Here is a 23,542-nt window from a genome sequence, read left to right as displayed (position 1 = left end):
GCGCAAATTGTTGATCGATAAATAGCTATTTTATAAAACGCCAATTTACGTTAGCTTTATTGAGAACATCTTCACAGGAGCGACACCATGTCCTTATTACACCCGCGTCCGCAACGCGGCATGCTGGATGCCACCATGAAAACCTACGGCACTTCACAACTGGGCGCGCCGCTGTTGTGGTTTCCGGCGCCGAATGCCGATGACGATAGCGGGCTGATTCTGGCGGGTACACATGGTGATGAAACCGCGGCGGTGGTGACCCTTTCCTGTGCGATGCGCACCTTGCAGGAACCGCACCGACGCCATCATGTCGTGCTGGCGGTCAACCCGGATGGTTGTCAGCTCGGCCTGCGCGCCAATGCGCGCGGTGTCGATCTGAATCGTAATTTTCCGGCGGCTAACTGGCAATCTGGCGATACGGTCTATCGCTGGAACAGCGCAGCCGATGAGCGTGATGTGCTGCTTTCTACCGGCGATTACCCGGCATCAGAAAGCGAAACCCGGGCACTGTGCGACCTGATCCATCAGTTGCAGCCGCCGTGGATTGTTACCTTCCACGAACCTTTAGCCTGCATTGAAGATCCGCACAGCAGCCTGCTGGGGCACTGGCTGGCAAAAAAAATGGCGCTGCCGCTGGTCACCAGTGTCGGCTACGCCACGCCCGGTTCTTTCGGCAGCTGGTGCGCCGATCTCGGCCTGCCCTGCATCACCGCTGAGCTGCCGCCCATTGCCGCCGATGAGGCAACGGAGAAATACCTGCACGCGATGGTCGACCTGCTTAGCTGGCAACCGTAAGATCGATACTGCCGCTGGTGAAATGCAGACCTGGCTCGACGTCTACCGCCAGCCAGGTTGGCCCGTCCAGATCGACAAAGCGCGCGCCGGGAACCAGCGGTAACGCGGCGCTAATCGCCCTTGAGGTACAGAGCATGCAACCGAGCATAATAGTGAAGCCCGCCGCCTTCGCCTGCTGCGCCAGCGCCAGCGCTTCAGTCAGGCCGCCGGTTTTATCCAGCTTGATATTGACCATCTCATAGCGATTCGCCAGTGCACTCAGGCTGTCACGCGTATGGCAGCTCTCATCTGCGCAAATCGGCAGCGGATGGATAAAGTTCTCCAGCGCCGCATCATCCTGCGCCGGTAATGGCTGCTCCAGCATTAACACCCCAAGATCGGCCAGCAGCTGGCAGCGTGACGCCAGCCCTTCACTTTTCCAGGATTCGTTAGCATCGACAATCAGCATCGCCTGCGGCACCGCCGCACGGATCGCCATCAGTCGTTCGGTGATCAGATGGTCATCAAGTTTAATCTTCAGCAAACGCGCACCGTTTTGCCACAACGCCAGCGCACTGCTGGCCATCGCCTCAGGCGTATCGATACTGACGGTTTGCGCCATGCTGACGTGATCTGGCCTGGTGGTGGCGGTCAGTTGCCATAGATTGCTGCCACTCTGGCGCGCCTGCAGATCCCACAGTGCGCTGTCGATGGCATTACGCGCGGCGCCGGCGGGCAGCAAAGTTTGCAGCTCGTCGCGCGTGACACCTCGCTCCAGCTGCGGCAATATCGCCGCAATCTGCGCCAGCACCGAGGCTTCTGTTTCACCATAGCGTGGATAAGGCGTGCATTCGCCAACGCCTTTCACCCCTTCTTCTTCCAGTTCCACCACCACCACGCCAGCTTCAGTGCGCGCGCCGCGGGCAATCACGAACGGAGTGTGTAACGGCCAGGCTTCCGGATATACTTTTACAGCTCTCATCCACGCTTCCTTTTGATTTCTTTTGCTTAGTTTTAGCCCATCAGCCACCGCAACGCTATCAGGCCAGGCAAAATATTCACCATGTGCCACGCTTAATGGTTCACCGCATGTCACATACATGCCATATAATTCAGTTCTCTTTCTCGCGTCAGTTCACCTTGGCTGGCCGACGTGTCAAACACATGTAAAAGGAACCACTATGTCTCAGACAGTCCATTTTCAGGGTAACCCGGTCGCGGTTGCTGGTCAGATTCCGGTACCAGGCCAGGCAGCAAAGCCATTCAGCCTCGTGGCCAAAAATCTTTCTGATGTTTCACTCTCTGACTACGCAGGCAAGCGTAAAGTCCTGAATATTTTCCCCAGCATTGATACCGGCGTCTGCGCTGCATCAGTGCGTAAGTTTAACCAACTGGCGGGCGAGCTGGATAATACGGTAGTGTTATGTATCTCTGCCGATCTGCCCTTTGCCCAGTCGCGCTTTTGCGGTTCAGATGGTTTAACCAACGTCGTCACCCTCTCTACTTTGCGTGGCGCGGAGTTTAAAGAAGATTACGGTGTGGCGATTGTTGATGGCCCGCTACAGGGTCTGGCTGCCCGTGCGGTGGTGGTGCTGGATGAGAAAGATCAGGTGCTGTACAGCCAGCTGGTGCCGGAAATCACCACTGAGCCAGATTACGATGCAGCGCTGGCGGCGCTGAAGTAACAAATTGGGCGAGGAATTCTCCCTCGCCCTGCTATTAACTCTCTTTTTTCTGACTCAGCCCGTACTCACGCAGTTTATTAGCGATGGCGGTATGGGACACGCCAAGACGTTTCGCCAGTTTACGCGTGCTGGGATAGGACAGATACAGACGCATCAACACCGAACGCTCAAAGCGGCTGGTGATTTCATCCAGTGACCCTTCAATCGCTTCATCTCCCAGCGACATCTCCAGCGCAAACTCCGGCAGAATAATATCCTGCGGGCGCAGTTCATAACCTTCCAGCTGGGTTAATGCCCGGTAGAGTGCATTTTTTAACTGACGCACATTGCCCGGCCAGTTATAGCGGGTTAAGAATGCATTCAGTTGTGGCGACAGGCGCGGACGTGCCACTCCCTGTTCATCGGCAAAGCGGGCAACAAACATCTCGGTCAGCGGCAGGATATCCTGCGGGCGATCGCGCAACGGCGGCAGATTGATGGTTAATACGTTCAGGCGATAAAACAGATCTTCGCGGAATTCGCCGCGATGCACCATTTCAGTCAGATTCTTCTGCGTGGCACAAATCACCCGCACATCGACATGCACCTCATGCTCTTCGCCGACCCGACGGAAAGTGCCATCGTTAAGAAAGCGCAGCAGTTTGGTCTGCATGCGCGGTGACATTTCGCCAATCTCATCCAGCAGCACCGAGCCGCCATTCGCCTGCTCAAAAAAGCCTTTTTTGCCTTCCAGCGCGTTAGGATAAGCACCCGCCGCATGGCCGAACAGTTCACTCTCGGCCACGTCATCCGGCAGCGAGGCGCAGTTCAGCGCGAGGAACGGTTTTTTGCCACGTGTACTGCGCAGATGACAGGCGCGCGCCAGCATATCTTTGCCGGTGCCGGTATCACCGACAATCAGCAGTGGTGCATCGAGCATCGCCAGCTTGCGCGCCTGCTCCACCACCTGACGCATTTTCGGGTTAACCGCGACCAGATGATCGAACTCCGTCTCATCATTAACCGTCAGATTTTGCAGCTGTTGTCCCATCCGTGCCGTGGACTTCAGCATAATCACTGCGCCCACCAGGCTGCTCTGCATCTCATTATCGGCGGCTGTCAGGATTGGCCGCGCCTCCATCAGAAAATCACGGCCCTGAATTACCACATGCTGGGTCTGCGGTTCAACGCGCTCACTCTCCAGCCAGCGGGCAAAATTAAAGCCGCTGATCAACGATCCGACGGTGTGGTTGCGGATTTTCTGTTCGTCGAGATCAAACAGGGTTTGCGCCGCCGGATTAGCCAGTTCCACCTTACTTCTCAGATCAATAGAAAAGACCGGTTCCGGCAGTGCCACCAGCAGTGCGCTCAGGGCGCGGTGTTCGCGCTCAGAAGGCATAAAGGAGACGGTACGCACATCGGTAACGCCGGGAATGCGGCGAATTTCAGCCATCAGATTACTGAACTGCTCAAATGCGACGGAAGAGAAGTTAAGATAAATACGACCAATAGTGGCGATTTCAATACCGCGCAGATCGATACTGCGTTCGACCAGCAAATCCAGCAGTTCGCGCGTCAGACCAAGTCGGTCCTGGCAAAAGACTTCCAAACGCATTGGGTTGGCCTTGTTCAATAATGGAAAAATGATTACTAATGATAATACGCCAACATACGCCAGGGCTGAAGCGATCTGTCATGAAAAGTTGACAGGCTGTGATGCGGGGCACCGTCAGCCCTGAGTTTTACTGCTGCCCTGAACTGTATCTTTAAGTTGACCAATTAACTCGCGGCGGAAATCACCCAGGCGCGGTTTATCATCTTCCAGCCACGGCAACGGACGACATAGCGCCATCGCTTTGATGCCCAGACGTGCGGTAAGTAGGCCGACACCGATACCCTGTGCGGCACGGGCAGAAAGACGTGCGGCGATATCCTGTGATATCCAGTCCATACCGACTTCACGCACCAGCTCTGAAGCGCCGGCAAATGCGATATTCAGCAGAACCAGGCGGAACAGGCGAAGACGGCTGAAGTAGCCCAGTTCAATGCCATAGATCGCCGCAATACGATTGACCAGTCGCAGATTACGCCAGGCGATAAATGCCATATCCACCAATGCCAGCGGACTGACAGCGATCATCAGGGTCGATTCCGCCGCCGAGCGACTGATTTCACGTCGCGCCTGACGATCCTGCACCGGCTGGACCAGTTGAGCATAGAGAGCGACAATTTCGCGGTCATTATGGGTTTCATGTAGCGACGCCTGCCAGCGTTGTAGCGCCGGATGCCCCTGATCCAGACCAGCCTGTCGCGCCAGCTTCTCGCAAAACTCGCGGCCTTTGCCCATGCCATGGCTGTGCAGCAGCTCGCGGCCAATATCGCGCTCTTCCGCGCGCTCACGCAATTTGTACAGGCGACGCCATTCGGTGGCCAGTGAACCCACCCCCGCCACCACAATCAGGCCACCGGCCGCGCCACCCGCCAGTGCCGCCCAGTCCTGGGTCAGCCAGGCGTTATGCATCCACTGCACACCCTGAGCCACCACACTGACGCCAGACAATCCCAGACCGGCGGTAACCAGTTTACGCCACAGGCTGCGTTTAGGGCGTAAAGCGGCTTCCACCGCGCGCTCACCCGCCCCCTCTTCCAGCGGCTCCGCGTCATCCGTTTGCAGCGCGATAAATTGCGCGCTCTCCTGCTGCGCAAAGGCTACCGCCGGTTTGATCAACGGCGCCGGTTCCGCTTCGAGGGGTTTGGCAAAATCTATACGTGGTTTAAGCGGGGTATTCATCGCAGTTTATCTCCCAGTAAAAATTCCAGCGCCGCATCCATGCGAATATGTGGCAACGGTCGGTCGACATCAATATTTTGCGGCCGGAACTGTTCAAAGTGAAAACCCTGCTGCTGCCAGAACGCATTGCCAGGCAGACGCGGCGGCACTTCGCCGGGATAAAAGGTTAATGGCGCATTATCCTGCAAACGGTGACCACGCAGCGCCGGGATTTTTTCGCCCTGATGATCGACCAGCCCGCTCTGCGTCGCCTGCACAGACGCCAGACCGACACAATCCATGGTAATACCTTCAAATGCGGCGTTCTGCCAGGCATCCTGAACCAGCTGCTGCAACAGTGACACCAGATTAGCGTGTTGATCGGCGGTAACGTGATCCGATTTAGTGGCGGCAAACAGCAGTTTATCGATTACCGGCGAAAACAGACGGCGGAACAGCGTGCGCTGACCGTAGTGAAAACTCTGCATCAGCTGAGTTAACGCCAGCCGCATATCGTTAAACGCCTGTGGCCCGCTGTTCAGCGGTTGCAGACAGTCTACCAGCACAATCTGCCGGTCAAATTTCAGGAAATAATTCTTATAGAAATCTTTGACCACATGCTGACAGTAGTAGTTAAAGCGCGCGCGTAACGTGCCAATATTGCTGTGCTTATCCGCCTGCGCCAGCTTCGACTCCCCGTCGGCATCGACATCCGGCCACGGGAAAAATTGCAGCGCCGGTGCGCCTGCCATATCGCCCGGCAGCACAAAACGTCCCGGCTGAATAAAGTGCAACCCCTGCTGCTTGCAGCGCAGCAGATATTCGGTCCACGCCTGCGCAATTTCCGCCAGACGGTTTTCGTCAGCGGGCGCCAGCGGATCCAGCCCGGCGCAAAGGTTGCGCCAGGATTGCGCCCATTCGGCGCGGTCGCCCTGCAGCAAACCGGTCATCTGCCGCGACCAGCTGAGATAATCCTGCGCCAGCATCGGCAGGTCGAGCAGCCACTCGCCCGGATAGTCGACAATTTCCAGATAGAGCGTTGACGTCTCTTTAAAGTGGCGCAACAGTGAGTCACGCGAGCGATAGCGCAGCGCCAGACGCATTTCACTGACACCGCGCGTCGGCGTCGGCCAGTTTGGCGGCGTGGCATACAGCTGCGACAGCCCTTCATCGTAGGTAAAACGCTGAATACCCAAATCGCGCTGCGGCACGCGCTTTACCCCCAGCAATCGATCCTCACGCACTGCCGAAAACATCGGCAGGCGTGCACCGGCATGAACATTCAGCAGTTGATTAACCATCGAGGTAATAAAAGCAGTTTTGCCGCTGCGACTCAGGCCGGTGACGGCAAGACGCAAATGGCGATCCACGCCACGATTCACCAGCGACATCAATTCATTTTGCAGTCGTTTCATTTGTCTCCTTGACGAAGCGCGCCGATACTTTGCGCATCACCCGCGCCAGAATCGGTTCCAGCGCCAGCGTCAGCAGAATGCGCAACGGGCGGCGAGCGACAGATTTTACTGCCCAACCGGCGATACCGCCCGGTCCATAAGTGACTGCATTAATAATGATAAATTTACCTGCCGATTTCAACGCGGGCGCAGCGTTACGGCGCAAAGTGTTTTGCCAGTCGCGCATTATGGGTTCTCCCGAAAGATTAACGAAGGGCCTGGTAACAGGCCCGCGCGGAATGAAATCAGAGCTGACTAAAGCGGCTACGCACGCTGAAGGTTTCGGAGGTGACATAGCGTTCCACCTCACGTAAGCGTCCTTCACCGGCTTGTAACTCATTGCTGAGATCGTTCAGCAACTGATGTGCAGTGGGCGCCTGTTCCTCGCCTTCAGCGCCGTACGGCATCGGGTCGAGGATCCAGCTAAGGATAAAATAGGCCACGATGGTGAACATAAACAGGCCGAAAAACAGCGACAACACCACAATAATCCGCACCAGACGTACCGGAATATCCAGATACTGGGCGATACCGGCGCAGACGCCTTTAAATTTACCCTGCTGTGGAATGCGCCATAATTTTTTTCCTTTAATGGATAATCCTGTCATGGCTGCCTCCAGTGGGGATGTTCTGCATCCAGAATCTCTTCCAGCGCCTGAATGCGCTCACGCATGCGCCGGGCATCCTGGGTTAGCTGCTGCAAACGCTGCATATCGTTTTGCGATAACTCAGCGCCGCTGTTCTGACGATTGCTGTAGTGCAGCCATAACCAGATCGGTGCCACAAACAGCACAAAAATTGTCAGTGGTATGGCAAGAAATAACGCGCTCATTCACTCTCCTTGACCTTGTCTGCCCGTGTAACGGGACGGTGATGATTCAGCGGGCATCGCGGTCGATGCCCGGCGGCGAACTTATTCGCTACGATTATTCATTTTGGCTTTTAACGCGTTGAGCTGCTCACTGATCTCATCACTGGCTTTCAGTTCTGCAAATTCCTGATCGAGCGTTTTCTTTTTGCCGAAACTGACGCTTTCCGCTTCTGCTTCCATATGGTCAATACGGCGTTCAAAGGATTCGAAGCGCGCCATCGCATCATCGATTTTTCCGCTATCCAGCTGACGACGCACATCACGTGACGATGAGGCGGCCTGATGACGCAGCGTCAGTGCCTGCTGGCGGGCGCGGGTTTCAGTGAGTTTTTTCTCCAGCTCACCGATTTCACCTTTCATACGATCCAGAGTCTCTTCCACCTGGCTCACTTCCTGCTTCAGGCTGGCGATCAGGTCGGTCAGCTTCTGTTTTTCAATCAGTGCAGCGCGCGCCAGATCATCTTTATCTTTACGCAGTGCCAGCTCCGCTTTTTCCTGCCACTCATTCTGCTGCGTCTCAGCCTGATCGATACGGCGAATCAGATGTTTCTTTTCCGCCAGCGCACGGGCAGAGTTGGAACGAACTTCCACCAGGGTGTCTTCCATCTCCTGAATCATCAGGCGCACCAGCTTCTGTGGATCTTCCGCTTTTTCCAGCAATGAATTGATGTTGGCGTTCACGATGTCGGCAAAACGAGAAAAAATACCCATAACTAAAATCCTCATTAATATTGTCTGTGTTGCGCCAGGCGCTGAACCTTCTCTGTAAAAGCTAATTCAAGAAGCGTGCCAGTTTATATGTGATTGATTTTCAATAAGTCGCCTGCTTTACATTGCTACAGGCTGCGCGTAAGGTGGTTTCAGACACTAACACCTGGTGAAATTCATCATGAGCGAACAAACAGAGAATCTGCTGGGCGAATCGAATAACTTTCTTGAAGTGCTGGAGCAAGTTTCACGGCTGGCGCCGCTAAATAAACCGGTGCTGGTTATCGGCGAACGTGGTACCGGCAAAGAGCTGATTGCCAGCCGCCTGCACTATCTGTCCGAGCGCTGGCAGGGACCCTTTATTTCGCTGAACTGTGCAGCACTGAATGAGAACCTGCTCGACTCTGAACTGTTCGGTCATGAAGCGGGCGCATTTACCGGCGCACAAAAACGCCACCTTGGTCGCTTTGAGCGCGCCGATGGCGGCACTCTGTTCCTTGACGAACTGGCCACGGCACCCATGCTGGTGCAGGAAAAATTACTGCGTGTAATTGAGTATGGTCAGCTGGAGCGCGTCGGCGGCAGCCAGCCACTACAGGTCAGTGTACGCCTGGTGTGCGCCACCAATGACGATCTGCCCGCGCTGGCGCTGGCCGGAAAATTCCGCGCGGACCTGCTGGATCGTCTGGCATTTGATGTGGTGCAGCTGCCGCCGCTGCGGGAAAGACTCAGTGATATTCTGGTGATGGCCGAGCATTTTGCCATTCAGATGTGTCGTGAACTGGGATTACCGCTGTTCCCCGGTTTCTCGCGCCGGGCGCAACAGATGCTGCTGGAATATCACTGGCCGGGTAATGTACGTGAACTGAAAAATGTGGTGGAGCGTTCGGTCTATCGTCACAGCACCATCGATGAGCCGCTGGATACCATTATTATTAACCCGTTCAGCCGTTCTGCGGCTGTCGCCCCCCCGCCAGAGCGCGGCGCGCCCTTCCCCGATCTGCCGCTGGATCTGCGTCACTGGCAAAACCAGCAGGAAAAAGCGCTGCTGGAGAAGAGCCTGCAACAGGCGCGCTTTAACCAGCGCCGCGCCGCGGAACTGCTGAGCGTCACTTATCACCAGCTGCGCGCAATGCTGAAAAAGCATGGGGTACGAGTAAGCGATGAGGAGAATGAATAATCTGGCGCTGAAGCAAAAAAAAGCCCGCGCAAGGCGGGCTGAAAATACTGGAAGCAATGTGAGCAATGTCGTGCTCTTCTTCGGTAGAGCCACCGTCGAAGCGCAGATGAATAGTAATCATTCTCAATACCATCTGTAAAGCACTTTGTTGAGAATTTTTCTCATTACCATAATGAGATCAGGTCTATTATTAGCCAGCTATCGATAACCCGCGGCGCATCAGGGCAATGAAATCGCCTGGAAAAGAGGCAGTTACCCTGGCAAACTTTGGGACAACGCGGATAGTGCGATACACTCAACGTATTGCCCGTGAACCCAACATACCCGATGCCAAAATTACTCTCCACCCTGCTCCTCGGACTTAGCGTGCTAAGCGCCTCTGCCTGGTCGGCAACGCCCGGTGATATTCGCCAGAGCGGCTTTGTCTATTGCGTCAGCGGCGTGATGAATACTTTTAACCCGCAGCTGGCGAGTAGCGGGCTGGCAGTGGACACGCTGGCGGCGCAGCTTTACGACCGCCTGCTGGATGTCGATCCCTATACCTACCGTTTAATTCCCGAGCTGGCTTCCAGCTGGGAAGTGCTGGATAACGGCGCCACCTACCGGTTCCATTTACGCCACAACGTCCCTTTTCAGACCACCAGCTGGTTTAAACCGACGCGTGCAATGAATGCCGATGATGTGGTGTTCAGCTTCGCACGTATGTTTGATCGTAAACATCCCTGGCACAATGTCAGCGGTGGCAACTATCCCTACTTCGACAGCCTGCAGTTCTCCGATGCGGTACAGAGCGTAAAAAAACTGGACAGTGATACGGTGGAAATTCGCCTTAACAGCCCGGATGCCTCTTTTCTCTGGCATCTGGCCACCCACTATGCGCCGGTACTGTCGGCGGAATATGCCGCGCAGCTGGATAAGATTAATCGCCAGGAGCTGATGGATCGCCAGCCGGTCGGCACCGGGCCGTTTATGCTGAATGAGTACCGTGCCGGTCAGTATATTCGTCTGGCGCGTAATCCGGATTACTGGAAAGGCGTACCGCGCATGCCGCAGGTAGTGGTGGATATGGGTGCGGGCGGGATGGGACGCCTGTCAAAACTGTTAACCGGCGAGTGCGATGTACTGGCTTATCCGGCCGCCAGCCAGCTGTCGATTCTGCGCGACGATCCCCGTTTACGTCTGACGCTGCGCCCGGGAATGAATATCGCCTATATGGCGTTTAATACTCGTAAACCGCCGCTGGATCGCCCGGAGGTGCGCCAGGCGCTGGCGCTGGCAATTAACAATGAGCGGCTGATGGAGTCGATTTATTACGGCACCGCCGAAACTGCCGCCTCTGTCTTACCGCGCGCCTCCTGGGCCTATGATAATGACGCGCGCGTCACTGAATACAATCCTGATAAAGCGCGTGAGCAGCTGAAAAAACTCGGTGTTGAAGATCTGCATCTGAAACTCTGGGTGCCTTCAGCCTCACAATCGTGGAATCCCAGCCCGTTAAAAACCGCCGAGCTGATTCAGGCCGATATGGCACAGATTGGCGTGCAGATCACGATTGTGCAGGTTGACGGCCGCTTCCAGGAAGCGCGGCTGATGGAGATGAATCACGATCTGACGCTGACCGGCTGGGCGACCGACAGTAACGACCCGGACAGTTTCTTCCGCCCGTTACTGAGTTGCGCCGCCATCAACTCGCAGACTAACTTTGCCCACTGGTGCAACCCGGCATTTGATGAAGTGCTGCATAAAGCGTTGCTGTCACAGCAGCTGGCGTCGCGTATCGACCGCTATGATGAAGCGCAGCGCATCCTGGCGCAGGAACTGCCGGTACTGCCGCTGGCGTCATCACTGCGTCTGCAAGCTTATCGCCATGATATTCAGGGGCTGGTGCTAAGCCCGTTTGGCAACGCCTCTTTTGCTGGCGTGCATCGTGATAACAGCGAGGAGCCGAAGCAATGATTATCTATACGCTGCGCCGCCTGGTGCTGCTGATTACTACGCTGTTTATGCTGACATTGGTGGGCTTCAGCCTCAGTTACTATACGCCCAATGCGCCGTTACAAGGCGCATCGCTGCTCGATGCGTGGCTATTCTGGTTTAAAGGCATTCTGCATCTCGATTTTGGCGTATCCAGTATCAACGGCCAGTCGATTAACCTGCAACTGCGTGAAGTGTTTCCCGCCACCATGGAACTCTGTTTGATGGCGTTTAGCCTGGCGCTGATGGTGGGTATTCCGCTCGGCATTATTGCCGGTGTAATGCGCAACAAGTGGCAGGACAAACTGATTAGCGCGCTGGCGCTGCTGGGCTTCTCAATGCCGGTATTCTGGCTGGCGCTGCTGCTGACGCTGTTTTTCTCGCTTAATCTCGGCTGGCTGCCGGTTTCCGGCCGTTTTGATCTGCTGTATGAAGTGAAAAACGTCACCGGTTTCGCGCTAATCGATGCCTGGCTTAGCGACTCGCCGTGGCGTCATGAAATGCTGGTGAGCGCAATCACCCATATGATCCTGCCGGTCACCGCACTGGCGGTGGCGCCAACCACCGAAGTCATTCGTCTGTTGCGCATCAGCACCAGCGACGTAATCGATAAAAATTATATTAAGGCCGCCGCCACCCGTGGTTTATCGCGCTTTACGGTTATTCGCCGCCATGTGCTGCATAACGCCCTGCCACCGGTGATCCCGCGCCTCGGTTTGCAGTTCGCCACCATGATGACGCTGGCAATGATTACTGAAATGGTATTCAGCTGGCCGGGCCTTGGCCGCTGGTTAATCAACGCCATCCGCCAGCAGGATTATGCGGCTATTTCCGCTGGCGTCATGGTGGTGGGCGCGCTGGTGATCACGGTAAACGTGCTGTCCGATATTCTGGGCGCCATCACCAATCCGCTAAAGCATAAAGAGTGGTATGCCCTGCGATAGATCGCATTAATCCGGGGCCTTTTTCGGGCGGCGAGAACGCCGCCCCTACAGATGCCCGCCATCTTTTTTTTCACTGCTCTGAACACATATGCATAATAAGCCCAGCATAATTAACCCGACGCCCACCAGTGCCCTGAAGTGAAAGGGCTCAGCGAAAGCAGGCAACAGAATCGCCAGTAACCAGACCAGAATGTAACTCAGGCTGAGTAACGGATAGGCGTGGCTGAGCGGCAGCCGACGTAATGCGAACAGCCAGCACAGCACAGAAAGTGCGTAGCTGGTTAATCCCCCCAGCAATAGCAGTACCGGCTGCGGTGATACGCTCCGCCATGCAGTGATAGCATCGAGCGACGGAAGATCAGTCATTGCCCGGCGCAGCATCAGCTGTGCTGCGGTAACCAGCAAGACACTGCACAGCGCCAGAAAATAGCCCTTCACAGGCTGCTCCCGATCACTGCCACACCCGTCACAATTAATAGCGTCCCCAGCCACTGCAGGTGAGACATTTTTTCATCCCACAGCACTCTGGCCGCAACCGCCACAAAGATAAAATTGATGCTCAGCATCGGATACGCCATGCTGACCGGCAGGCGTTGCAACACCAGTAACCACGTCGCCATGCCGCAGCCGAGAAAGCCAATGCCAGCCAGCATCCAGCCAATCAGAGCACTGCGCTTCAGCTGATGCGCTGCCTGTTTCTGGCATAGCTGACCAGCACAGGTCAGCAGGCTGGTCAGCAGCACCAGCAACAGGCTAATTTTCATGGTGCGGCACGGTATTGCAGCAGCAGCATCCGATCCGCGCGAGTGACCAGATCGGCAGGCGGCAAAGAGGTTGGCATTGGCTCTCCCCTGTCCAGCAGCAGTACCAGTGAAACCATTCCCTGTTGCCGATGTGTCGCCAGCCAGCGGGGGAACGCCTCTCTGCTGATATAACGTGACTGTGCATCCGGATAACTCAGTCCGTACTTCAGTTCCCCTTTATTGTCGTAGAACAGCATGTCGCTACGCTGCAGTGTCCAGGCAATGGCTGAGGCAATGCCGGGGTTATCAGCCAGAATGTAGCGGCTTTCCGCCAGATTATTGCTGATATTGCCAATAAAAACCTGCGGCTGTTTAGTGTTCTGCACGCTTTGCGGAATGGCAGAGCCTACACACAGTGCAAGAGCCAGCGGACAAAGCGCCGCCATTTGCCAACGTGAACCCGGCGACTTCAGGCTGACTATCCCGGCTAAAGCCCAGCCAGCGAATGAAACCGCCGCTAACGCCAGCGGCAACATTTCATGCCGCTGATAGAGGGGACGGACTCCCCACGGCGCCAGCACCACCAGTACTATAATCACGCACAGGCCACCGGCCAGGATATTTATCCACGCATTGATCCTGAGAATATTGCTGGCCTGCCTGGCCAGCCGATGTCCCTGCCAGGCCATCAGAATCGCCAGTGGTGCAAAACAGGGCAGGATATAGGTGGGAAGTTTGCCTTTGGCTACGCTAAAGAACAGTAACGGCATTACCACCCAGCAGAGCAGATACAAGCCGCCGGGGGTGTCGGACCGCGCCTGCCAGCCCCGACGCAACGCGCCCGGAAGCAGTGCCAGCCAGGGAAGAGTTCCTGCCAGCAGCACCGGAAGGTAGTACCAGAATGGCGCTTTATGCTGAGCATCCGACTCAGCGAAGCGCTGAATATGCTCAACCCAGAAAAAGTAGTGCCAGAAATCCGGCTGTTGCTGATGAATCGCCAGCACCCATGGCGCACTGACCAGTGCAGCGCTTACTATCGCCAGCGGGCCATAGATCACCAGTTCGCGCAAACGATGATGCCAGATAGCCCAGGGCGCAATCGCCAGTACCGGCACTGCCAGCGCCAGAAACCCCTTGGTCATAAAACCCATGCCGCAGGTTAACCCCAGCAGCAAATAACCCAGCACCCGCTGCTTGCCGGTTACCGCCTGAGCCGCGTACCAGTAACTGCACATTGCGGCGACCAGCCATAATGACAGCATCGGATCCAGCACCGAATAAGTGCCTACGCAGTAAACCAGCAGCGACGTCAGAAATATGATAGTGGCGGTCAACGCAACCGGCCGATCTGCACAGATATTACGCCCCAGCCAACAGACCAGCAGCGCGCTCATCAGGGTTGAAAACACCGAACCAATACGCACCGCAAAATTATTGTGTCCAAATAACCACTGCCCGATGCTGTTAAACCAGTAACCGGCAACCGGCTTCTCGAAATAACGCAGATCAAAGAAATGCGGCGTTATCCAGTTGCCGTTTTGTAACATCTCGCGGCTTACTTCCGCATAGCGCATTTCATCAGGTTGCCACAGGTGACGGAACTCCAGAGGAACCAGGTAATAGAGAATCAATAACGCAAGCAAGAAAAATACTTTGTTAGTGGTGGTCATTCCGTTTCCCCGTTAAGTATTTCACAACCCAGCCATCCTTCACGGCCCGCAATATGCCCGCGTACCACTTTGCCTTTGGGGAGCTGATTCATATCCTCCGGCAGCAGATTCCCCAGCGGACAAAACTGCAGCCCCTGTTGTTTACAGCGCTGAAGTAAATCTTCGAAGGCACTGAGCTGGCTGATGCCTTCCACTTCCGCATGAATGGTATACACCGGCGTGCCCGCATCTTGCTGCATGCGCGTCAGGATAAAATCATTGTAATCACTGGCTTTTACCGTCTGCCCCACCACCTCGTCCCAGCTCGGCAGAGTGACCGGAACCTGAACGGTGCCGGGCTGACCATTATTCAGCAGTGGCCGAAATGGCGATACTCCCCGGCAGTCGCTGTTATAGCGGAAACCAAAAGCCTGTTTAGCCTCGATCACCCTGCCGTCAGCGCGCCAGCCTGCTACCGCAGAGCAGATGACCGGCCTTTCAGTAATCTTTTCCAGTGCAGCTAAACCACGACCGATTTGCTCACTCAGTTTTTCTTTGGGCCAGACCCCGGCCCAGGTTTGCCAGGCATAGTGATCCCAGGCATGCAGCCCTACTTCATGACGTTCGGCGGTGGCGCGGATTATTTCGGCCAGCCCTTCGCCGATCGCTTTACCCGGCCAGGCAGTTCCGGCCAGCAGAATATCCCAGCCATACAGCGAGGCTGCGCGCGAGCGCAGCATTTTCCATAAAAATCGCGGTTTTATCAGGCGCCATAAATGGCGCCCCATATTGTCCGGCCCGACGCTAAAGAAAAATGTCGCCTGGATATTATGTCTGTTGAACAGATCCAGCAGCGCGGGAACCCCCTGCTGCGTACCGCGCCAGGTATCGACATCGACCCGCAGCCCGATTTTCTTCATAAAGCCTCGTCCTGAAGCTCAACGGTGCGCAGGAAGAAATCAAGGGTGTTTTCAATGGTGGTGTCCATCTCCACCGACGGGGTCCATTCCAGCAGGCGGCGGGCATTGCGGATAGAGGGTTTACGGTATTCGACATCCTGATAGCCTTTACCGTAGTAACTGCTGCTTTCCACCTCACGGAAACCGGCAAAAGGAGGGAAGTTTTTCCGCAGTGGATGGCGCTCAAAGCTGGCAAGCAGCCGCTCCGCCAGTTCTTTAATACTGGCTTCATTTTCCGGGTTGCCGATATTGATGATCTGCCCGTCACAGTTTTGCTGTTTATTTTCAATGATGCGAAACAGCGCCTCGACACCATCGCTGATATCGGTAAAGCAGCGTTTTTGCCTGCCGCCATCAATCAGTTTGATCGGCGATCCTTCCACCAGATTGAGAATAAGCTGGGTGATAGCGCGCGAACTGCCAATGCGAGCGGCATTAAGATTATCAAGACGCGGCCCCATCCAGTTGAAAGGACGAAACAGGGTAAAACGCAGCCCTTCTTTCTCGCCGTATGCCCAGATAACCCGGTCGAGAAGCTGCTTGGACACCGAGTAGATCCAGCGCTGTTTATTGATCGGTCCGACCACCAGATTCGAGCAGTCTTCGTCAAAGCTGGCGTCAGTACACATGCCATACACTTCCGACGTTGACGGGAAGATGATGCGTTTACCGTATTTCACGCAGTCGCGAACGATTTCCAGATTTTCTTCAAAATCCAGCTCAAACACCCGCAGCGGATTACGGGTGTATTCAATCGGCGTGGCGATCGCCACCAGCGGCAGAATCACATCACATTTCTTGATGTGATATTCGATCCACTCGGAGTGAATACTGATATCGCCCTCAACAAACTGAAAGCGCGGGTGCCCGACAAAACGGCTGATGGCATCAGAGCTGATATCCAGGCCAAAAACCTCAAAGTTATCATCCTGAAGCAAGCGTTCGGTCAGGTGATTGCCGATAAAACCGTTTACGCCAAGGATTAGCACGCGCGTGCGGCGTTTCAGCGCCGTCACCGGCTGAGAATAGAGCAGTGCGCCAGTGACCATACCGAGACTTTGCGCCAGCTGGCTGCCATTCATATACACGCCGTTATCTGCCTGGCCGGTCAGCACTTCCAGCGCGCCCTCTTCACAGGCAATCACAAAAGGATCGGCAGACAGCACGGTGCCGGGTTTAGCCTGCGCCAGGTCAGCTAACACCCGGCTTTTCCAGATAATAAATTTTGCGGCGCCGGCATAAGCAAATGCGCCAGGCCAGGGATCGGTAACAGCACGCACCAGATTGTGAATTTCCCACGCAGACAACGCCCAGTTGATGCGTCCGTCTTCCGGCGTGCGGCGGCGCACCACTGTCGCTTCCGCTTCATTCTGAGCCACGCCATCCACGCGTCCCTGCTTTATCGCTGGCAGGCTGGCGCGCAGCAGCTCAGCAGCGCAATCCAGTAGTTTCTGATGAAGCGTCATCGCATTATCTTCATCGGCTATTTTCACCGACTGCTGCGCTAAAATATCGCCGGCATCCGCGCATTGAGTCATGCGGTGCAGCGTCATGCCGGTCTCACGCTCACCGTTCACCAGCGCCCAGTTCAGCGGCGCCCTCCCACGGTATTTTGGCAAAAGGGAGCCGTGCAGGTTAAACGCGCCCAGTTTTGCGCTGTTCAGAATGCTGTCGCTCAGCAGATTACGGTAATAAAACGAAAACAGGATGTCCGCATCCATGGCCCTGATGCGATCGACCCACAGCGGGTGATTAACATCGTCAGGGGCATACACCGCGATGCCCTGCTCTGCCGCAATACGCGCCACCGAGCCGAAAAAGTGATTTTCTGCTGCCGAATCGGCATGGGTAAAAATGGCGCTGATGGAAAAGCCCGCCTGCAGCAGTGCCTGGATGCCCACACATCCCATATCGTGGTAAGCGAAAACGATGGTTTTCATTGCGCGGTTTCCTTTACTGAAGAGTCTTTTTGAGGATGAATAACACGTTGAATAAAATAGCGTGGTCGTGCACGTACATCGGTGTAGATGCGGCCGATGTATTCCCCCAGCAGCCCCATGCCAATAAACTGCGCGCCGACGAAAATAAACAGCACCGCAAACAGCACAAACACCCCATCACCGGCCCAGGCCGCGCCAAAAAACAGACGCAGCAGCACCAATGCCACCGAGAAGGCAAATCCGGCCAGCGCAATCAGGCTGCCGATCACGCTGAGCATGCGCAGCGGCGTGGTGGTCAGGCAGGTCACAAGGTCGTACATCAGGTTGATCAGTCGCATAAAGCTGTATTTTGAATTGCCGAATTCACGTTCCGCATGCATTACCGGCAGTTCTGTCGCGCGGCGCGCAAAGGTATTCGCCAGGATGGGTATAAAAGTGCTGCGTTCATGGCAGTTCAGCATGGCGTCAATAATGTGGCGGCGGTAAGCGCGCAGCATACAGCCATAATCCCCCATCGCTTTCCCGGTTACGCGCTGAATCAGGCGGTTAATGGTGCGTGAGGCGCGGCGGCGGAACCAGCTGTCCTGACGGTTCTGGCGCACAGTGCCCACCACGTCGTAGCCTTGCCGGGCAGCCGCCAACAGCCGCGGGATCTCTTCTGGCGGATTCTGCAAATCAGCATCAAGGGTGATAATCAGATCGCCACTGACATGACTGAATCCCGCCATAATCGCCGAGTGCTGACCATAATTGCGGTTCAGCAGCACCGCCACAATATGGCTTCCTGGCACTTCAGCCGCTGCCGAGATCATATCGGCAGAATCATCCTTGCTCCCGTCATCGACCAGCAGAATCTCATATTGCAGATTAAGCGTGCTGCAGACGCTGTTGGTGCGTCGAATCAGTTCTGGCAGGCTCTCCTGTTCGTTGTAGACCGGGATAACCACCGAAACCATACAAATATCTTTATATTCAGTCATTTAAACTCCAGCAATTTTACGCAGTGCGGCAATAACACGCTCAACGTCACTGTCTGTCATGTCAGGAAAGAGCGGAATCGAACAGATACGTTCGCTGTTCCATTCAGTAGCGGGCAGCGACAGGCCGGGATAGTGTTGCCGGTAATATTGATGGGTATGTGCTGCGCGGAAATGCAGGCCGGTGCCGATATCTTGCTGTTTAAGCGTCTGCATCAGCGCATCGCGCGAGATGCCGCAAGTAGCTTGATCAACACGAATGATAAACAGATGCCAGGCATGCTGATGTTGCCAGCCAGGCGCACTGAGTGGTGCAAAAGGGGTGTCCAGCAAACCCTGAAGATAGCGTTGTGCAATGGCCGTTCTGCGGGCATTAATCTGCGGCAGTCTTGCGAGCTGCACCAGCGCAATCGCCGCGCTGATATCCGGCAGATTGTATTTAAAGCCTGGGGTGATCACTTCAGCCTGCGGCTGGCGGCCCATGGCCTGCCGATCAAAGGCATCCACGCCAAGGCCGTGAAACTTCAGCATGCGAATGCGCTCAGCCAGACTGGCATCATCAGTGACAACCAGGCCTCCTTCCGCGCATGACATATTTTTAATCGCATGAAAGGAGAAGATCGCCGTACCCCGATCGCCTGTATGACGGCCTTTATAATACGTGCCAGCCGCATGAGCGGCGTCTTCGATAACAGGAATTGTATGACGCTCGCCTACTGACCTTATACCATCCAGGTCAGCTGGCGCCCCGGCATAATGCACCGGGATAATCGCCCGGGTGCGGGGAGTAATGGCGGCTTCAATTGCCTCTGGCGTCACCATCAGTGTGTCGCGGTCAACATCGATCATGACCGGCTTAGCGCCAAGCAGGGTGATAATATTAATTGTAGAAACCCATGTCAGTGATGGGGTAATCACTTCCTCGCCGGGTTGCAGATCGAGGGCCATAAGGGTGACATGCATACCGGCGGTGGCCGAACTTACCGCAATAGCATGCTGATTGCCGGTAAGCTGGCAAAATGCATGTTCAAGTTCGACACACTTCGGACCGGTGGTAATCCAGCCGGACTCAAACACCTCTTTTACTGCTGCCAGCTCCATCTCACCAAACGAAGGCCGGGAAAAGGGAAGGAAAGCCATGTAGTAGATTCCTTAATATATCGGACTGTCTGACGTTAGCAAATACACACTTTACAGCCCATCCTGATAATGATTTTAAATATAATTAATTCAACAATAAGGTTTTTCGTTTATGTTAAAACTTAGCTTGATAATTAGTTAATGCATGGCAATGCATAAGCAATTTTTATTTGTGCTTACAATAAATGATATCATGCCAATCTTAAATAAAAATTAAGCAAAGAAATTGAAAGACATAGACTAACCGCACAATCATTAAAAATAAAAAACAGATTGGATTCATGATGTTACAAAATAAATAACGATATAATGCAAAGCGCGCGTTATCTTAATCGTCTAATAATTTTAACTTCTCACTTCTTTTAACGGATTCTACGATGCCATTAAATAATCCCATAAACCAGTTTAATCGCAACAATAAAAAATAACAAAATAACCTGTTTAACGGGACGAGAATAGATTTAGCTGACTACGCGACACCTGTAAATAATGGCACTCTGCGCGTAATCGCCAGTGTTCTACGATCGAATTAAACTTATCTTTAATTCAAGCTGATATAATAAGGATCTTTAAGCTGGAAAATTATTATTAACTATTTTTTAGCCAACCGGCCAGCGAGTATGCCGTAGTGCTTACAGCGGCATGCGGCTGAGCTCTGCGCACCACCCTGCCTGCGTGGCCGTAACCTTCTGTAAACCATGCGTGAAATTGCTGCCGGCGTTTCCTTGCTTGTCACCGTGATATAGAAGGATAATCGCCTATGCTGAGTTATACGGGCTTATCATTCCAACGGTAACGGAAAAAAACCTGTTGTCGTCAGTAATCGAAATTCCGATGTTTAGTCCGTGGAAATCAGAACCGATCTCATTTTGACAAGCGACTTACACCAGACCAGCATTAAGTATGACAAAGAGCAGCATTGACGTAAGGCATTGATATGAATAAAATATTTACATTAAAATCAACCGTCCAGACTGGGTATCAAGTGATAACCTATGCCCGCAGATAACATCTACGCCGAAAAAAGGCTGCCCAGCCCGTTTCGCCACACCTGGCGTCTGTTTTATCGCGATACCACCGCGATGATCGGCTTTTACGGTTTTATCGCCCTTCTGCTGCTGTGCATCTTCGGCGGTCTGCTGGCACCTTACGGCCTCGATCAACAGTTTCTCGGCTATCAGTTACTGCCGCCATCGTGGTCACGCTATGGCGACGTTTCGTTCTTTCTCGGCACCGATGATTTAGGCCGTGATGTGTTAAGCCGTTTACTGCGCGGCGCGGCGCCTACTGTCGGCTCCGCTATTCTGGTGACGCTGTTTGCCGCCCTCTGCGCCATGGTGCTGGGCGTGCTGGCGGGACTAACTCATGGTCTGCGCTCGGCGGTAATGAATCACGTGCTCGACACGCTGCTATCGATCCCGTCACTGCTACTGGCAATTGTAGTGGTGGCATTTCTCGGCCCTCGCCTTGAACATGCCCTGCTGGCTGTATGGCTGGCGGTCTTGCCGCGGCTGGTGCGCGCCATTTACAGCGCGGTGCATGATGAGCTGGAGAAAGATTATGTGATCGCCGCCCGGCTTGATGGCGCCAGTAGTTTTAATATTCTCTGGCATACCATTCTGCCGAATATTTTATCGATCCTGGTGACAGAGTTTACCCGCGCATTGTCGATGGCGATCCTTGATGTGGCGGCGCTGGGCTTTCTTGATCTCGGTGCGCAGCTGCCCTCGCCGGAATGGGGCGCAATGCTGGGCGATGCGCTGGAGCTGATTTATGTTGCCCCCTGGACAGTGATGCTGCCCGGTGCGGCGATTATGATCAGCGTATTGATCGTTAACCTGCTGGGCGACGGCGTCCGCCGTGCCATTGAAGCGGGAGTGGAATAATGCCGTTACTCGATATTCGCAACCTGACGATTGAATTTATGACCGCCGACGGCCCGGTAAAAGCGGTCGATCGTGTCAGTATCACCCTTAGCGAAGGCGAAGTGCGCGGTCTGGTGGGCGAATCAGGCTCCGGTAAGAGCCTGATCGCCAAAGCGATTTGCGGCGTAACCAAAGATAACTGGCGCGTTACCGCTGACCGAATGCGCTTCGATGATATCGATCTGCTGCATCTTACGCCGCGCGAGCGTCGCCGGATTATTGGTCACAACGTTTCGATGATTTTTCAGGAGCCGCAATCCTGCCTTGATCCTTCGGAAAGTATTGGCCGCCAGATTATGCAGGCGATCCCCGGCTGGACTTACAAGGGCCGCTGGTATCAGCGCTTCCACTGGCGTCACCGCCGCGCGATTGAACTGCTGCACCGCGTCGGCATTAAAGATCATCGCGATATTATGCGCAGCTTCCCTTATGAGCTGACCGACGGCGAATGCCAGAAAGCGATGATTGCGATTGCGCTGGCCAACCAGCCGCGTCTGCTGATTGCCGATGAGCCGACCAATGCCATGGAACCGACCACCCAGGCGCAAATTTTCCGTCTGCTGTCGCGCCTGAATCAGAACAATAACACCACCATTTTGCTGATCAGCCACGACCTGCAGATGATGAGCCACTGGGCGGACCGGATTAACGTGATGTACTGTGGCCAGACGGTAGAAACCGCGCAGAGTGAAGATCTGATCTCCGCGCCGCACCACCCTTATACCCAGGCGCTGATCCGCGCGATGCCCGATTTTGGCCGCGCCCTGCCGCATAAAAGCCGCCTGAATACACTGCCGGGGGCGATTCCGTCGCTGGAACATCTGCCGATTGGCTGCCGCCTTGGCCCGCGTTGCCCCTATGCACAGAAGACCTGCATTGATACGCCACGGCTGACCGGTAATCGTTCGCATCTTTATGCCTGTCACTTCCCACTTAATATGGAGGGACAGTAATGGTTGAAACCCTGCTTGAAGTCCGCAATCTCAGCAAAACATATCGCTACCGTACCGGTCTGTTTCGTCGTCAGCATGTGGAGGCGGTTAAACATGTCAGTTTTACCCTGCGCGAAAAGCAGACGCTGGCGATTATTGGCGAGAACGGTTCGGGCAAATCGACACTGGCGAAGATGCTTAGCGGCATGATCGCGCCAAGTGAAGGCGAAATGCTGATTGACGATCATCCGCTGGAATACGGTGATTATGGCTATCGCAGCCAGCGTATTCGTATGATTTTTCAGGATCCGTCGACGTCACTTAACCCGCGCCAGCGCATCAGCCAGATTCTGGAATTGCCACTGCGGCTGAATACTGAACTGGATGCTGTGGAGCGTGAAAAGCGCATTATCGCCACCCTTCGCCAGGTCGGTCTGCTGCGCGACCATGCGGCTTACTATCCGCATATGCTGGCGCCGGGACAGAAACAGCGTATCGGTCTGGCACGCGCGCTGATCCTGCAACCCAAAGTGATTATCGCCGATGAAGCGCTGGCATCACTGGATATGTCGATGCGCTCACAGCTGATTAATCTGATGCTTGAATTGCAGGAAAAACACGGTATCTCTTATATTTATGTCACCCAGCATCTCGGTATGATGAAACATATCAGCGATATGGTGATGGTGATGCATCAGGGCGAAGTGGTGGAGCGCGGCAGTACCGCCGATGTGCTTGCCTGCCCGCTGAATGAGTTAACCAGACGCCTGATTACCAGCCATTTTGGCGAGGCATTAACCGCTGACGCCTGGCGGCGCGACCGTTAAACCGGCGGTGAGAACAGCGCCCCTGGGCTAGTGCAAAGACTCGTGCTAGAATGCCGGGTCGATTAACGTCGGTCGCTTATTTATTGTCCAAAAGCGGCCGCCAACAACAAA

The 23,542-nt window shown here is 54.7% G+C and carries 24 protein-coding genes; 9 read left to right on the top strand and 15 right to left on the bottom strand.

The window, feature by feature from the left end; all coding sequences use genetic code 11:
• Window positions 1-87: 87 nt before the first annotated feature.
• Complete coding sequence (mpaA, locus tag N5923_RS18690; protein ID WP_267144869.1) at window positions 88-795, top strand: murein tripeptide amidase MpaA; 708 nt, start codon at window positions 88-90, stop codon at window positions 793-795.
• Here mpaA and ycjG read toward each other — a convergent pair.
• Window positions 779-1,756 (bottom strand): L-Ala-D/L-Glu epimerase, encoded by a 978-nt coding sequence (gene ycjG, locus N5923_RS18685; RefSeq protein ID WP_267144870.1) that lies wholly within the window; start codon window positions 1,754-1,756, stop codon window positions 779-781. The genes mpaA and ycjG overlap by 17 nt on opposite strands.
• Window positions 1,757-1,955: 199 nt before the next feature.
• Between ycjG and tpx the strand changes: the two genes are divergently transcribed.
• Window positions 1,956-2,459 (top strand): thiol peroxidase, encoded by a 504-nt coding sequence (gene tpx / locus N5923_RS18680; protein ID WP_267144871.1) that lies wholly within the window; start codon window positions 1,956-1,958, stop codon window positions 2,457-2,459.
• A 34-nt stretch (window positions 2,460-2,493) separates the two neighbouring features.
• Here tpx and tyrR read toward each other — a convergent pair whose 3' ends face one another.
• The 7 genes from tyrR to pspA form a co-directional block, all read right to left on the bottom strand.
• Window positions 2,494-4,053, bottom strand: a complete 1,560-nt coding sequence (gene tyrR / locus N5923_RS18675) for a transcriptional regulator TyrR (RefSeq protein WP_267144872.1) — start codon at window positions 4,051-4,053, stop codon at window positions 2,494-2,496.
• A gap of 114 nt (window positions 4,054-4,167) precedes the next feature.
• Window positions 4,168-5,229, bottom strand: a complete 1,062-nt coding sequence (locus tag N5923_RS18670) for a YcjF family protein (RefSeq protein WP_267144873.1) — start codon at window positions 5,227-5,229, stop codon at window positions 4,168-4,170.
• Entirely contained in the window at window positions 5,226-6,623 is a 1,398-nt protein-coding gene (locus N5923_RS18665) for a YcjX family GTP-binding protein (protein ID WP_267144874.1), read from the bottom strand. The genes N5923_RS18670 and N5923_RS18665 overlap by 4 nt, the downstream gene beginning before the upstream one ends.
• Window positions 6,604-6,849 (bottom strand): phage shock protein PspD, encoded by a 246-nt coding sequence (pspD, locus tag N5923_RS18660; RefSeq protein ID WP_017799965.1) that lies wholly within the window; start codon window positions 6,847-6,849, stop codon window positions 6,604-6,606. Before pspD ends, N5923_RS18665 begins: the two co-directional genes overlap by 20 nt.
• Before the next feature lie 58 nt (window positions 6,850-6,907).
• Window positions 6,908-7,270, bottom strand: coding sequence for an envelope stress response membrane protein PspC (gene pspC / locus N5923_RS18655; protein WP_267144875.1), 363 nt, complete (start codon window positions 7,268-7,270; stop codon window positions 6,908-6,910).
• Window positions 7,267-7,494 carry an envelope stress response membrane protein PspB gene (gene pspB / locus N5923_RS18650; protein ID WP_017799963.1) on the bottom strand — a complete coding sequence of 76 codons (228 nt, stop codon included), beginning with the start codon at window positions 7,492-7,494 and terminating at the stop codon, window positions 7,267-7,269. The genes pspC and pspB overlap by 4 nt, the downstream gene beginning before the upstream one ends.
• Window positions 7,495-7,575: 81 nt before the next feature.
• The gene (gene pspA / locus N5923_RS18645; protein WP_267144876.1) at window positions 7,576-8,244 is read right to left on the bottom strand and encodes a phage shock protein PspA; all 669 of its coding nucleotides are present in this window, start codon (window positions 8,242-8,244) and stop codon (window positions 7,576-7,578) included.
• 178 nt (window positions 8,245-8,422) lie between these two features.
• Between pspA and pspF the strand changes: the two genes are divergently transcribed.
• From pspF to sapB, 4 genes are all read left to right on the top strand, one after another.
• Entirely contained in the window at window positions 8,423-9,421 is a 999-nt protein-coding gene (gene pspF, locus N5923_RS18640; protein ID WP_267144877.1) for a phage shock protein operon transcriptional activator, read from the top strand.
• Window positions 9,414-9,560: a hypothetical protein gene (locus N5923_RS18635; RefSeq protein WP_267144878.1), complete on the top strand. Its 147-nt coding sequence runs from the start codon at window positions 9,414-9,416 to the stop codon at window positions 9,558-9,560. The genes pspF and N5923_RS18635 overlap by 8 nt, the downstream gene beginning before the upstream one ends.
• Window positions 9,561-9,748: 188 nt before the next feature.
• On the top strand, window positions 9,749-11,377 hold the full coding sequence (sapA, locus tag N5923_RS18630) for an ABC transporter substrate-binding protein SapA (RefSeq protein ID WP_267145129.1): 1,629 nt from the start codon (window positions 9,749-9,751) through the stop codon (window positions 11,375-11,377).
• Window positions 11,374-12,339 (top strand): putrescine export ABC transporter permease SapB, encoded by a 966-nt coding sequence (gene sapB, locus N5923_RS18625; protein ID WP_267144879.1) that lies wholly within the window; start codon window positions 11,374-11,376, stop codon window positions 12,337-12,339. The genes sapA and sapB overlap by 4 nt, the downstream gene beginning before the upstream one ends.
• Before the next feature lie 45 nt (window positions 12,340-12,384).
• On the opposite strand, the gene arnF is transcribed toward sapB, so the two are convergent.
• From arnF to arnB, 7 genes are read right to left on the bottom strand one after another with little or no spacing between them, the layout of a single operon-like run.
• Window positions 12,385-12,777: a 4-amino-4-deoxy-L-arabinose-phosphoundecaprenol flippase subunit ArnF gene (gene arnF, locus N5923_RS18620; RefSeq protein WP_267144880.1), complete on the bottom strand. Its 393-nt coding sequence runs from the start codon at window positions 12,775-12,777 to the stop codon at window positions 12,385-12,387.
• A complete protein-coding gene (gene arnE / locus N5923_RS18615; protein WP_267144881.1) occupies window positions 12,774-13,103 on the bottom strand; it encodes a 4-amino-4-deoxy-L-arabinose-phosphoundecaprenol flippase subunit ArnE in 330 nt (109 codons plus the stop codon). Before arnE ends, arnF begins: the two co-directional genes overlap by 4 nt.
• On the bottom strand, window positions 13,100-14,752 hold the full coding sequence (arnT, locus tag N5923_RS18610; protein WP_267144882.1) for a lipid IV(A) 4-amino-4-deoxy-L-arabinosyltransferase: 1,653 nt from the start codon (window positions 14,750-14,752) through the stop codon (window positions 13,100-13,102). The genes arnE and arnT overlap by 4 nt, the downstream gene beginning before the upstream one ends.
• Window positions 14,749-15,651 carry a 4-deoxy-4-formamido-L-arabinose-phosphoundecaprenol deformylase gene (gene arnD, locus N5923_RS18605; protein ID WP_267144883.1) on the bottom strand — a complete coding sequence of 301 codons (903 nt, stop codon included), beginning with the start codon at window positions 15,649-15,651 and terminating at the stop codon, window positions 14,749-14,751. Before arnD ends, arnT begins: the two co-directional genes overlap by 4 nt.
• Window positions 15,648-17,630 (bottom strand): bifunctional UDP-4-amino-4-deoxy-L-arabinose formyltransferase/UDP-glucuronic acid oxidase ArnA, encoded by a 1,983-nt coding sequence (gene arnA, locus N5923_RS18600; protein WP_267144884.1) that lies wholly within the window; start codon window positions 17,628-17,630, stop codon window positions 15,648-15,650. The genes arnD and arnA overlap by 4 nt, the downstream gene beginning before the upstream one ends.
• Entirely contained in the window at window positions 17,627-18,610 is a 984-nt protein-coding gene (gene arnC, locus N5923_RS18595) for an undecaprenyl-phosphate 4-deoxy-4-formamido-L-arabinose transferase (RefSeq protein WP_267144885.1), read from the bottom strand. Before arnC ends, arnA begins: the two co-directional genes overlap by 4 nt.
• Window positions 18,611-19,747 carry a UDP-4-amino-4-deoxy-L-arabinose aminotransferase gene (gene arnB, locus N5923_RS18590; protein ID WP_267144886.1) on the bottom strand — a complete coding sequence of 379 codons (1,137 nt, stop codon included), beginning with the start codon at window positions 19,745-19,747 and terminating at the stop codon, window positions 18,611-18,613.
• A gap of 995 nt (window positions 19,748-20,742) precedes the next feature.
• Between arnB and sapC the strand changes: the two genes are divergently transcribed.
• From sapC to sapF, 3 genes are read left to right on the top strand one after another with little or no spacing between them, the layout of a single operon-like run.
• Window positions 20,743-21,633 (top strand): putrescine export ABC transporter permease SapC, encoded by an 891-nt coding sequence (gene sapC / locus N5923_RS18585; protein WP_267144887.1) that lies wholly within the window; start codon window positions 20,743-20,745, stop codon window positions 21,631-21,633.
• Entirely contained in the window at window positions 21,633-22,625 is a 993-nt protein-coding gene (gene sapD, locus N5923_RS18580; protein ID WP_267144888.1) for a putrescine export ABC transporter ATP-binding protein SapD, read from the top strand. The genes sapC and sapD overlap by 1 nt, the downstream gene beginning before the upstream one ends.
• On the top strand, window positions 22,625-23,431 hold the full coding sequence (sapF, locus tag N5923_RS18575) for a putrescine export ABC transporter ATP-binding protein SapF (RefSeq protein WP_267144889.1): 807 nt from the start codon (window positions 22,625-22,627) through the stop codon (window positions 23,429-23,431). Before sapD ends, sapF begins: the two co-directional genes overlap by 1 nt.
• Window positions 23,432-23,542: the final 111 nt, after the last annotated feature.

The sequence above is a fragment of the Winslowiella arboricola genome, from assembly GCF_025527015.1.
GTDB lineage: Bacteria > Pseudomonadota > Gammaproteobacteria > Enterobacterales > Enterobacteriaceae > Erwinia > Erwinia arboricola.
This window is presented reverse-complemented; position numbering and strand designations above follow the sequence as displayed.

Excerpts from the sequence above, each read along its gene's own strand:
- mpaA (WP_267144869.1), top strand. The coding sequence starts at position 88 with ATGTCCTTATTACACCCGCGTCCGCAACGCGGCATGCTGGATGCCACC.
- ycjG (WP_267144870.1), bottom strand. The coding sequence starts at position 1,756 with ATGAGAGCTGTAAAAGTATATCCGGAAGCCTGGCCGTTACACACTCCG.
- tpx (WP_267144871.1), top strand. The coding sequence starts at position 1,956 with ATGTCTCAGACAGTCCATTTTCAGGGTAACCCGGTCGCGGTTGCTGGT.
- tyrR (WP_267144872.1), bottom strand. The coding sequence starts at position 4,053 with ATGCGTTTGGAAGTCTTTTGCCAGGACCGACTTGGTCTGACGCGCGAA.
- N5923_RS18670 (WP_267144873.1), bottom strand. The coding sequence starts at position 5,229 with ATGAATACCCCGCTTAAACCACGTATAGATTTTGCCAAACCCCTCGAA.
- N5923_RS18665 (WP_267144874.1), bottom strand. The coding sequence starts at position 6,623 with ATGAAACGACTGCAAAATGAATTGATGTCGCTGGTGAATCGTGGCGTG.
- pspD (WP_017799965.1), bottom strand. The coding sequence starts at position 6,849 with ATGCGCGACTGGCAAAACACTTTGCGCCGTAACGCTGCGCCCGCGTTG.
- pspC (WP_267144875.1), bottom strand. The coding sequence starts at position 7,270 with ATGACAGGATTATCCATTAAAGGAAAAAAATTATGGCGCATTCCACAG.
- pspB (WP_017799963.1), bottom strand. The coding sequence starts at position 7,494 with ATGAGCGCGTTATTTCTTGCCATACCACTGACAATTTTTGTGCTGTTT.
- pspA (WP_267144876.1), bottom strand. The coding sequence starts at position 8,244 with ATGGGTATTTTTTCTCGTTTTGCCGACATCGTGAACGCCAACATCAAT.
- pspF (WP_267144877.1), top strand. The coding sequence starts at position 8,423 with ATGAGCGAACAAACAGAGAATCTGCTGGGCGAATCGAATAACTTTCTT.
- N5923_RS18635 (WP_267144878.1), top strand. The coding sequence starts at position 9,414 with ATGAATAATCTGGCGCTGAAGCAAAAAAAAGCCCGCGCAAGGCGGGCT.
- sapA (WP_267145129.1), top strand. The coding sequence starts at position 9,749 with ATGCCAAAATTACTCTCCACCCTGCTCCTCGGACTTAGCGTGCTAAGC.
- sapB (WP_267144879.1), top strand. The coding sequence starts at position 11,374 with ATGATTATCTATACGCTGCGCCGCCTGGTGCTGCTGATTACTACGCTG.
- arnE (WP_267144881.1), bottom strand. The coding sequence starts at position 13,103 with ATGAAAATTAGCCTGTTGCTGGTGCTGCTGACCAGCCTGCTGACCTGT.
- arnT (WP_267144882.1), bottom strand. The coding sequence starts at position 14,752 with ATGACCACCACTAACAAAGTATTTTTCTTGCTTGCGTTATTGATTCTC.
- arnD (WP_267144883.1), bottom strand. The coding sequence starts at position 15,651 with ATGAAGAAAATCGGGCTGCGGGTCGATGTCGATACCTGGCGCGGTACG.
- arnA (WP_267144884.1), bottom strand. The coding sequence starts at position 17,630 with ATGAAAACCATCGTTTTCGCTTACCACGATATGGGATGTGTGGGCATC.
- arnC (WP_267144885.1), bottom strand. The coding sequence starts at position 18,610 with ATGACTGAATATAAAGATATTTGTATGGTTTCGGTGGTTATCCCGGTC.
- arnB (WP_267144886.1), bottom strand. The coding sequence starts at position 19,747 with ATGGCTTTCCTTCCCTTTTCCCGGCCTTCGTTTGGTGAGATGGAGCTG.
- sapC (WP_267144887.1), top strand. The coding sequence starts at position 20,743 with ATGCCCGCAGATAACATCTACGCCGAAAAAAGGCTGCCCAGCCCGTTT.
- sapD (WP_267144888.1), top strand. The coding sequence starts at position 21,633 with ATGCCGTTACTCGATATTCGCAACCTGACGATTGAATTTATGACCGCC.
- sapF (WP_267144889.1), top strand. The coding sequence starts at position 22,625 with ATGGTTGAAACCCTGCTTGAAGTCCGCAATCTCAGCAAAACATATCGC.